This is a genomic window from Pseudanabaena sp. 'Roaring Creek' (assembly GCF_001402795.1).
Classification (GTDB): domain Bacteria; phylum Cyanobacteriota; class Cyanobacteriia; order Pseudanabaenales; family Pseudanabaenaceae; genus Pseudanabaena.
On the sequence record NZ_LIRE01000095.1, the window covers coordinates 1 to 11,224 of the forward strand.

At 42.9% G+C, this 11,224-nt stretch carries 6 protein-coding genes; 1 reads left to right on the plus strand and 5 read right to left on the minus strand.

Annotated features, from left to right (window positions below; translation table 11 throughout):
• Window positions 1-154: 154 nt before the first annotated feature.
• The 5 genes from AC805_RS03060 to AC805_RS03080 all read right to left on the minus strand — a co-directional run bounded on the left by AC805_RS03060 (window position 155) and on the right by AC805_RS03080 (window position 10,166).
• Complete coding sequence (locus AC805_RS03060; RefSeq protein ID WP_055074052.1) at window positions 155-6,097, minus strand: methyl-accepting chemotaxis protein; 5,943 nt, start codon at window positions 6,095-6,097, stop codon at window positions 155-157.
• Window positions 6,098-6,242: 145 nt separating this feature from the next.
• A complete protein-coding gene (locus tag AC805_RS03065; protein WP_055074053.1) occupies window positions 6,243-6,866 on the minus strand; it encodes a hypothetical protein in 624 nt (207 codons plus the stop codon).
• Between the two features lie 2 nt (window positions 6,867-6,868).
• Complete coding sequence (locus tag AC805_RS03070) at window positions 6,869-7,246, minus strand: response regulator (protein WP_055074054.1); 378 nt, start codon at window positions 7,244-7,246, stop codon at window positions 6,869-6,871.
• Between the two features lie 300 nt (window positions 7,247-7,546).
• On the minus strand, window positions 7,547-8,752 hold the full coding sequence (locus AC805_RS03075; protein ID WP_231662414.1) for a response regulator: 1,206 nt from the start codon (window positions 8,750-8,752) through the stop codon (window positions 7,547-7,549).
• A gap of 202 nt (window positions 8,753-8,954) precedes the next feature.
• Window positions 8,955-10,166: a response regulator gene (locus AC805_RS03080; RefSeq protein WP_055074056.1), complete on the minus strand. Its 1,212-nt coding sequence runs from the start codon at window positions 10,164-10,166 to the stop codon at window positions 8,955-8,957.
• A 95-nt stretch (window positions 10,167-10,261) separates the two neighbouring features.
• Between AC805_RS03080 and AC805_RS03085 the strand changes: the two genes are divergently transcribed.
• Complete coding sequence (locus AC805_RS03085) at window positions 10,262-11,167, plus strand: alpha/beta fold hydrolase (protein ID WP_055074057.1); 906 nt, start codon at window positions 10,262-10,264, stop codon at window positions 11,165-11,167.
• The last annotated feature ends 57 nt before the right edge of the window (window positions 11,168-11,224 follow it).

Below are 11,224 nucleotides of genomic sequence, written 5' to 3' on the forward strand. Positions count from 1 at the left end.
GCAACGCTTTCAAAAATTTCCTTGGTTTGGATTTGAGCGCAAAGCGCTGTAAATCTGGATTTTAATTATGCTGAGGTATTTAACGTGAGTTCTGGATAATTTGAAATTGGCTTTGAGAAAGGTTTTACCATCTCAACCCGAACTGACATTAAACCTAGGATATGGAATCGTCGGACTTAGGCAATTTTGCCCCAATTTCTTGATGGGATTCTTCAGAGGGTTTATTAGGAGTTTTGGCAATCTGGAAATTAGCCTGTTTATTATTGCTTTCATCCTCAAACTCTTCAATACCCAACGTACCCGACAGGAACTCATCAATTTCCGATCTTGCGATCACCACCGAATCCTCAATGGGATCGCTAAGAGCAGACAAATCAAATATCGACTCATTTCCCGATTCATTACTTTCTGTCTGGAGTGACAAGGGCTTAGAGGAGGGGATTTCTGATACTGACAAGTCAGTTGGGGATAATGGATTTGGTAAATCCATAGATAGATCGACAGATAAATCGCCAAAATCCTCTTCAGTCTCATCCATGAGGCTATCTAGTAGGTTATCTGCAAATCCATAAATATCATCATCGGACGCATTAAGGGAAGGATCTTCTAGCGAAGGATATGTTTCTGATATATCTAAATTACCGAATGCTTCATCACCGAATGGCGTGCCTACAATCTTTTCATCCTCAGTAATTTCATTAAGCCAACTTTCAGAAATATCTTCAGAAATATCCTCAGAAATATCTAAAGAGGGGACTGAAGTAGGTTCTGTAAAAATTTCATCTATTTGAAGACTATCTATTTCAGAGGGGCTGACTGAAGAGATTTCAACGGGTTGCACTAAATCTTCGAGGGGATTTAGTATAAAGGCTTCTTCTTCAACTTCAGGGTTTGCTGTCAGACTTCCAGAATCTAGGATGTCACTAAATTCAATTTGTTTGATATCAGACTCGATGTCTTCACTCAACATCTCGAAGGTTGCTTTATTCCCAGATATATCTGGGGTGTCGAGTATAGACTCATGCATAGTGTCATTGCGACTTTCCGCCGACTCTTCATCTAAAAGAGCGTTAAATATAGAGGAAACATCTAATTCTGCCTCATCCATCAAGTCATCAACGGAATTTATAGATGCCTCTTCTATATCGAAGGAGAGGGTTGATGTGTCAGTACTGATAGTTTCATTCTGCCAGATTAGATCGGAACTTTGGTCTGGCGCTTCTGCTTCGGAAATATTCTCATACAGTGATGGGAAATCATCCACTTCTTCTAGATCGAATATAAATGCATCTTGGACTTCTGACTCAGCCACAATCTCAGGTGCGATCTCAGGTGCGATCGCCAATTCTGTGGAAAAATCGCGATCGGGATCCTGCTCGTTCAGCGGATCGTTAGGTGTTTCAAATTCGTTGGGAGTAGTTGCTTCCAGTGAGTTCGCGAGATTTGATGCTTCCATAGAGATATCAAACGAAGCATCAGATAAGTTCTCTAAATTTTTATTTTCAATAGAGGTAACTTCGTTATCAAAGTCATTAGTTAGCAAACTATCATCTAGATCAAAAGAGAAATCATCCGAAAGATCCTCAAATAACTCTGGTGAAGGTAACTTTTCGGGTCTATCTACGCTTACCAAACTCTCTGCAAGCGTTGACTCTGACTCAAAAGGCATTTCAGGTTGCAAATCTGTTGATGCATCAAAAGAGAGGTCAAAAGAAATATCTAAATCTTCACCATCTTCAATTGTGACAATACCTTCATCCAGAGAATTATCGAGATCTTCATCGTTGAGAATGACATTATCAAAGACGTAAGAAGAGGGTAAGATCTCGGCTTCAGGTTGCCATGTTGTTTCAAGATCGCCAGCATAGAGATCTGGATTATCGATCACTTGAGGAAGATCAAACTCCTGATCTAAGCTATCAGAGGCGATCGGCTCGCTTTCCTCAAATAATAAAGAAATGTTTGCTTCTACCTGTTCAGCAGATAAGATCTGTGTTGATGGCTCTGGAATTTCTGATTCTGGAATTTCTGATTCTGGAATTTCTGATTCTAGGAGAACGAATTCATCATGAATTATTTCTCCATAATCTACAGCTATGTCTTCCTCAGAAACTTCGTTAATTTCAAAAGAAAACTCTGTCGAGAACTCTGATGCTTGCTGATCCGAGATATCCGATATGTTAGATATATCAGCAAAACCCTCTGAATTTGCTAGCTCTGAAATATGCCCATCTTCTTGAAGAAGGAAATTATTTGTTTGACTGTCAAATAATTGATCGTCTAATTGATCATCTAATTGATCGACTAATTGCTCACCTAATTGCTCCTCAAGCGGATTTGATGCTTCAGCAAAGTCTTCATTATTTAGAAGCGAGTTTGTATCAAAGAAATCTTCGTTTTCTGACAAGTTTGAAGTACCTGATAGGGGGCTTTCTTCGAGATCGAAAGTGAATTCCCCTGAAAATTCATCATCTACGGATTCTTCTAGATAGATGTCAGGAATTTGAGCTGGCGCATCCGTAAATAATTCCTGCGGAGCCATATCATCGGACTGTGCCGAATCTCCGAGATCTTCGCTAGAGAAGCGATCGGCTGGAGGGTTTGAGGAAGTATAAAGGGCTTCATCCAACGCTTTGTCAAAGGGTGATTCATCAAATGATATGTCAAAGGTATCGCTGAAAGCTTCATTGTCAGGGCTTCCTAGAGATGCTTCTAAGGATTCATTGAACTCTTCGTTAGATGTGTAGCTACTATAGTCCGCAGAATCATTGAAGAGGAAATCATCAGATATGCTCTCGACATTCCCTTCCTCAAGATTGGGTAGGGCGTAGGTATTATCGGCGATCGCGTAATTATCAAAACTATTATCAAGACTATCAGATGCTTCCAAATCTAATGCTTCTAAGTCAACCTGCTCCTCCATAGCGAAAGGATCGATATCTGGAATGGTGACATCTTGGACTGAACTGCTATCAAAGAAAGGATTAGAATCATTTAAAGCTGATTCAATATCCATTTTGGGAATTTGGAAATCATCATCTAGATCGGGAATTGAAAAATCGACAGAGGTTGGTAAGTGCACATTTGCATCTTCCGCAAGGGGTGAGGCAGTTCCAAAAGCGGTATTTTCCTCAAAGGAAAAAGTTGCCGATGCAATCTCTGGATCCCCAGCAGCGTCAACGATTGCCGACTCATTAACACCTTGCATCGGATTTTTGAAGGTTGCCTCATCGCTATCGATTTCTAACAGATTTTCATCAGTATCTTCATCAATATCTTCATCAATATCGTTTAGCGAGGACTCTTCGTAAACCTCTTGCCTGAGATCGTCAAATAGAGATTGTTCGATGATAGAGATATCGATTGCCTCTGGCTCGGAGTTGTAGGAATTGTCATTATCAACGCTCATGAAAGCATTATGGTCATTTTGTAAGAACGCCTCTGGCGCATCCTCGCCGCCGAGGTTAGGGGCGGCAGCGATTTCTTCGGTGAATTCATCCGTCGCATCTTGTCCATGCTGCGCGATGGTAACTGCTGCACCGACTGTCGCTGCGACTGTGGCGATCGCAGCAGGTACAGCTAGCCCCATACCTGAGCCACGATTGTTAGCTTGTTCCGAGGTGTCGAAAGAACTCAGCAAACTATTAGTTGGGGTCTCATCGGGATCGATATCAGTAGATCGAAAACTTGAGTGAATATCGGCGCTAGGTACGATGGGAGTATTCGGGATTGCCGTAACCGAATCGGGTAAACGGAAAAATTGAATGCCTTGTAGTAGCTGTTGGGCTTGATTTCCCATCGATTCTGCCTGTTGTCTTGCCGCTCTTGTGAGATTGGCAGTGCGATCGGCTAATTGGGCGATTTCACTGATGTAACTAGCGGTGGAACCTGCGGCATTGGTGATTTCCGTACTGGAAGCGGTGATAGTTTGTCCGATTTGGACAACTTCCTCAGTCGCCAATTGAATGCTATTAAAGGCGGATTGCGAAGCTTCAACACCTGAGGTAAAACCTGCAACCAACCCACTCAAATTCTGCACTTCAGTATCGATCGCCGTTACAACAGTCTGGATCTGAGAAGTACGTTGTTGCAGAATGGTCAAGCCATCGTTAGTTTGTGTCGCCAGATCGTTAACCTGTCCTGCGATTGATTCAAATTCACGAGCCACACTTGCGAATTGTTTGGGATCTTTCTGTTCCGCAGCACGGGCTGCAACAAGTGTCGCATTCAGCGCCAGAACTTGGGTTAATGAAGCGATTTGCCCCTGATCCTGCACAAACTGTTCGGCTAGACCCACAAATTCGCCCAAGGTTTTCATCCTTTGGACGATTTGGGCTGAACCTGTCTGCAAGACACTGATACTATCGGTTAGGGTGTTAATCGAGATTTGTCCAGAGGCAACTGTATCGCGTACTTCTTGGAGCGACTGGTTTGCAACGCTAACCTGTGCTGCCGATCGCTCGGCAATAGCAGCTACTTGCTCGGTGAGAGCTTGACCTTGAGTAACGGACTGGGCTTGCTCAGCGGTATTTAACACCACTGTCCGTGCTAGTTCTTCGAGATCGGATGCTCCTTGAGCGACCTGTTGCGCCGTACCTAATACACTAGAGATAATCTCTACAAGTTTTTCTCGTAAACGGTTGAGCGTATCGGCTACCAGCCCCGTAGCGCGATCGTTTACTTGGGCTTCAATGGTGAGATCTCCCTCTTCCATCGAGGATACAACATCTAATAAATCCCCAACTTCCGCTTCCATCAATTCCGTTTCCGCAAGATTTTGCTGAACCTGAGCGGATGTCGTAATGTCATCAGTCGACGAGGTTTGGCTTAATTCGCTACGCAGGCGAATCTCATTGTTTTTCACCTGTTGAAAAGTACTTTTCAGGGATAATCCAAGACGGTCGATTTCATCCTTAGCATTTTCATTCTTGGCATTTTCATTGGCAACGGAATTTCCTTGCTGGCTTAAAAAACGATCGCATTCTTCCGTAAGTGGTTGAAGCCGTTTTTTAAGAGAATTAACAAATCCTAATATAGCGATCGCTAAGATCGCACTGATCCCCACCGCAGCCCCACCGACTAAAACTACGAGCCTATTGGTAATTTCCGTCTCTGGCAATTGTGCTGCAACTAGCAAATCGCTACCTTCGATTTTGCGGTATGCCCAGAGATACCCATCAGTTTGAGCAATTCCTGAGGGCTTGGTTTTGGCTTGCTGGGCTAGATTGGCTAGAGCTTGGGTAATGGCAGGGTTTTGGGTTTGGGTCGCCTGAAACTGGGTGGAACCCGTAATGACATTGCCACTGCTAGTAGCGACGACAAACCCAATTTTTCCTTCACTGTTAAGTTCTGGGTAGGAAGCAGTATCACTTAAGGACAAAAGCTCGCTGGCGATCGCATCAGTAGTGACAATTCCTAAAACTTTTTGACCGTCACCGATGGGAACGCTATAGCTGATGATGGTTTTACCCAAAGCCGCATAGGGTTGAGACCAAGTTGCCTTCCCTTTGATGGTTTCTTGATAAAAGGGCGATTTGGGGATGTCAGGGCGATCGCCTGCCAATAGTTTTTCATTGGGGGCAGCCAGTTTTTGCCCCGCTTCAGTCTTAAAGCCAGATTGTTCTTTCCATACATAGGGGACAAGCGGCTTGGCTGGAGGAAATAATAAAGCCCCATTGGAGGAAATCCCTATGCCAGATACTGAGGTCGTATTTTGGAAACTATCAACCATTAGTTTCTGGTAGTCGCCAACTTTAGGCTTGGGCTGTTGTAGCGATAGGGTTTTGGCGTTACTGGCAATTCCTTCGGCTACCTGTCGCAAATCCTTGACCTTAGCTTCAAGTTTGCGCGTTTGTGCGTCTGCGGATAGGTCAACTTCGCGGCGAGCACTACTGAGTAATTCTTGATAAAACAAATATCCTAGACCACCCAACCCAATCAAGGATGTCCCAATCGCGATTAGCAGCAAGCCCAGCCCCATTGAGCCTTTAGTCTTGGGCTTGGGTGCTTTCGGCGACTTAGGCGATCGCTGCTTTAACACAGATCGATCATTCGTTGCTACTGAAGTCGCTCGTTTGTCTTTAGATGTGCTTGCCATATGCATTCGCTATAGGGAAAGGATTCAGATATTTTTGTGAGAATCATCCTACACCATACTTGCCCCAATCATGAAGCTCAAAGGTTAAGTCTCAAAACGCTTGATTTACTTCACTTGATTTACTTCATTTTACGAAGGCAAATAATTAACTGGAAAGCTGCCAACGTTGTGGTTGCCAAATATGAGTAGGAATACTAGATAGGATAATTTCAATGGGAGTATACTCGTTCTCCTTGATATTCGCTACTGTTTGGTCTATTTTTTTTGGAGGACTCGTAACAGAAAGCGGTGCAAGGTCATTAATGGCGGTTGATAGAGCCGCTATCTCCTGAGGATCGATCGTTACTAATTCAGGATACTCATCAATCGGAAGACTGCCAACGACCCGATCCACAATTACACCTACTCCATTAAGGTTGTGGTCGCCCAAATTGTCGGCAATCTTACTGAGCTTAATCACTGTTAAGGATTCAGTGAGCAAAGTCCTTTGTTCGCCTATGAGCAAACGCAACAGTAGCAAGGGCATGACATGAGCCTGATGATGGGTTATGCCGATAATCGCTGCTTCGTAAAAGGGCAAAGCTAAAATAGCATTGCGGTCAAGAATGATAATTTCCGATACCAACACATCGGGAAATGTCACAGCGCGATCACCGACCCTCGCGACAATATATCGATTACTGGGCTTAATCAGGTGCGACCGATCCAGAGAGCCATTTGCTGTTTCTTGACCGTTGGCGAAGCTATTGATGCGGCTCATCTCAAGCATATTTATCTCACGCGTTGGGGCAATTTCTTCAGAACCTCCGTTAAGGACTCACGGCTGACGGGTTTGGGCAGGTAGTCATTAGCTTTAGCTCGCTTTAAACCATAGTCAATTTCCAGTTTTGTGCTCTTGGTTGAGCAAAGGATTACGTACTGATCGGCAACTTGAGGATGCGATCGCAGTTCCCGCAAAAACTTGTAACCATCCTGCTCGGGCAAAACGATGTCCAAGAAAATTGCCGCATAGGAATTGCCGATGATTTTATCTATAGCACCTATGGTTGATTCGCAAAAATCTACAGCATGACCCAAATCATTTAAAAAGGATGTTAACAAATGTCTCTGAATCGCTGAATCATCAATTATCAAAAAATGCTCGCTCATATTTTTACCCTAAACTTTGTCCTGATGAAATTATGACTAATTGAACGTGAACGGAAACTTAAATAAATTAGATTTTTTGATCTAGTTTTGAGCTAATTTCGATCTGGTTTCGATCTAATTTTGATCTAATAAGATCGTTTACGTCTTTGGATTTGTATACCTACTTATTATAAAGTTGCCCAAAAACTCCTAGCGAACAAACATAGTGCCTATATTTATCTCTGGAGGGTTTAATGAATATAAAATCATTGTTTCTCCATAATTATTGAAAGAGTCCTTAGCTAACGATACAAATAGTTTTTAGACCAAGGTATCTGTTGATAAAGGGGCTAGTTCTCTCAATAAATTACGCAATTCGTCGCGAAATTTTGGTGTATCTGACGACGATCTTGGTTTGGCAAGAAACCGACAGTTTGCCCATCTCGCCCTAAAATTATTAGTCATACTATTCTCGGCTGTAACTAGTACTAGCGACAATGTGGCTAGATCCCTTTGACGACGAATTTGCTTAATTAAATCAAAGCCATTCAAACTTGGCATATTGATATCAATAAACACAATAGTTGGCTTATATTCTAAGATTCGATCGGTTGCCGCTTCGGCATCATCGGTAAAATCGACATGATATCCCCACCCCGTAAGCAAGCGTTGCATTTGTTGTAATAATACAGGCGAATCATCAACGATAAAAACCTTTGGCTCATCTTTGGTAACCGTTGGGGTAGTTACTTGGGGGCGAGCACCGAGATCGCTATCGGATTTACGTTCCTGTAGTTGCACAATTGATACAATATTTTTCTGGGCTAGTTTATCCAACAGTAGAGCAGTTCGATAAATCGGCTGTTTAAAAGTATCTGCGATCGCACAAATGCGATCTTGCCCCGTTGTTACCTTGGCGAAAAGTGGAAAGTTATCATTCCCCACCCTTGCCAGTAAATTTGCCGCATCAACTAGTTGGACTAATTGAAAAGGATGTTTTACACAATCAAACTTCTGCCATTGGCGAACCTCATTGGCAATAGTATTCTCCAGCACCGATAGTTGCCAAATTGGTAGGTTAACTTGTAGTTCATTAGCTGGACTCCAGACAAACGAAAAACTATCCTCTAGGTGCAATGACAAAAAATTTTCTAAGATGATTTCTTTTAAAACTTCTTTGGTCACCTCAGGATACTTTTTATAGACATTATTCACAAAAGGGTAACAATAAGGGCGGTTATTTTGACGTTGCTCCCATTCAGGAATACGCGAAAAGTTAATCCCCTTACTGTTGTATTTACGAACTAATGTCGGTATGACCTGACCTTCTTCCTCAGCTAATACTAATCCTCCACCCGTAAGCAATAATTTCCATCGATGATATTTCGTTTCTACGCGAATTACTCCTGTAGAACGACTCATGACGCGCATAGCTGCTAGTAGGATATGTAATGTGGCATTCCTCACTACCTGTCCGTCCGTCAAGTTGTTAGACACTAAGTCTGAATTAGGCAAGGAACCTGTCATAGCAATCATGTTTTTTGACTGGGAGGCACTTGGACAGAAAGAATATTACAAATATTACAAATATTACAAAAAAACGTGTTACTTCATTATAGATCGTAGCAACTAGCTATAAATTCAATAGGTTGTCTCAGATACATTATCCCATATTGTAATCAGTCACGGATGTAGTAGTCTGTCAGCATTTTCACTTAGGTAAAGGCTATTACATGATAAAGTCTTGCAAAATCAATTTAACTTGCTCGCGAAATTCGGAAATGTCATTGGATGACCGTGGTTTGCTGAGAAAGCGACAGTTTGCCCATTTGGCGCGGAAGTTGTTGGTAATAGTATTTTCGGATGTGACTAAAACTAGGGGTATAGTGGCTAAGGAGGGTTGACGGCGAATTTGTTTGATCAGTTCAAATCCGTTTAAATTCGGCATATTGATATCCATAAACACAATATCAGGCTTGTCTGACAATATTTGTTGCGTCGCCTTGGCAGAGTCGCTGACTAAGATCAGATGGTAGCCCCAGCTTGTTAGTAAGTTGCCAAATTGCTTAAGGAGAACGGGGGAATCATCAACGATCATCACCCTGAGTCGCGATTCGGCTTCTTTATTTTCCTCAAGGTTTAGGCTGGTTTCTGCCGATCGCAATGGTAAGGGTAATATAGCGACGGTGCGATTTTCCGCAAGTTTATCGAGTTTCAGCGCGGTACGAGTGATATGTTGTTGAAAGCGATCGGCAATTTCACTGATTCGAGATTTACCATTGGTCACCTGAGTGAATAAGGGGACTTGGGCGATTTTGCATTCGGTATCTAGGATCTGTACGGTTTGGTAAGGATGGCGAACGTGGCTAAAGGTCTGCCATTGATCGATAACCTTGGCGATCGCTTTTTCAAGATCGTGTAATTGCCAGATTGGCAGAATTATTTGGCGATCGAGGGTTAAGGGTTGCCATTGTAGAGAAAACTTTTTTTCTAAAGAGATTGCTAACAGGTTTTCTAAGAGAATTTCTTTAAAAATTACTAGGCAGTTTTCTCGATCTTGGGCGTAGATTTTACCTAACCATTGGTATGTCTCAAGGCTACTCAGCGCCTTTTTACTCAGACCCCGTAAAAACTCTTGAGGAATCTGAACTTTTTGGATTTTCAGTTTGCGAGTTATGGTGGGCAAAAAATCGCTTTTATCCTCGATAAACGCGATACTTCCGCTATGAATAAAGATTTCCCAACTTAGGTGAGGTGTGTCAATCTTCACAATCCCTGTATGGCTCACGAGCGTTTTGAGCGTGACCATCACATGGGCAAGGGATAGGTTTTGGATGATTTCCCCAACAGGGACAGGGTGAATCGATTGTTCAATTGGCTGATGGACGCTTCTTTCTGTAGGAAGATTGGAAGCGCTGTTCTCTTGTGAAGTCTGCGTCATTGTCAAGTTAAGGTTAAATAAGACTTGATGTATTGCAAATTTGATTCTGATTTGATTCTGATTTGGTTCTGATTTGGTTCTAAGATTTGATTCTTATGATTAGCGATCGCAGATTAAAGGTTTTATGCCTGCACGGACACCCCGGAAATAGTAAAGCAATGCAGATATTTGTCCAGCATTTTCAGGAACAAGGGATTACGGCGATCGCCCCTGACTTGCGTGGCTATGGAAATTGTAAAGCAATTGCGCCCTTTGCAATGTTAGATCACATACAGGATCTTGAGAATTTGTTAGAGGCAGATATTTTAGAGCATCGGCATCGTTCATTAAATGGTTCGTCAGATGATCGGTCTGAGCCAGAATACTTGCCAGAATGCTTGCCAGAATATTTGATCTTGGGATGGTCTCTCGGTGGGATTTTGGCGATTGAGTTAGCATTGCGGATGATTGAGTTACAGAATTCATCGGGAGATAAACCTAAACAAGCGATACCCAAAATTGTCGGATTGGTTTTAATTGCCACTGCTGCCAGACCCTATAGCAGTTTGCCCAAGGTTGCTTGGTGGGAATATATGAATTTGGCGATCGCGGTAGCTTTGCATTGGATTGTGCCGCGCTACCATCGGTGTGTTACATGGTTCGGCAAGCGATCCTTAATCAAATATTTAATTCAACAGCATAGTCCCTTTGCCTATGCGCGGATTTCCCGCGATGGGGCAAGAGCCTATCTCCAGACATCTGGCTATGCGCAAAGGGCGTTAATGCAAGCCTTGAGGCAGGGATATGATCGCACGGGTGATTTAGCCAAAATTCATATTCCCTGCTTGGCGATCGCCGCCGAACAGGATCGCCATATCACCGCCGCATCGACGGCAGAAACTGCAAAACTATTACCGCATTGCGAATTTATTTGTTATCCCAATACAGCCCATCTTCTACCTTGGGAAATTAGCGCTCGCTTAATGGCGGACATTGATGCGTGGTGCGATCGGCAGCTATAAGTAGCTAGGCATAATTAATTACAAACCAAAACCCGTAAAGTTGCGCCCCGTAGGGGC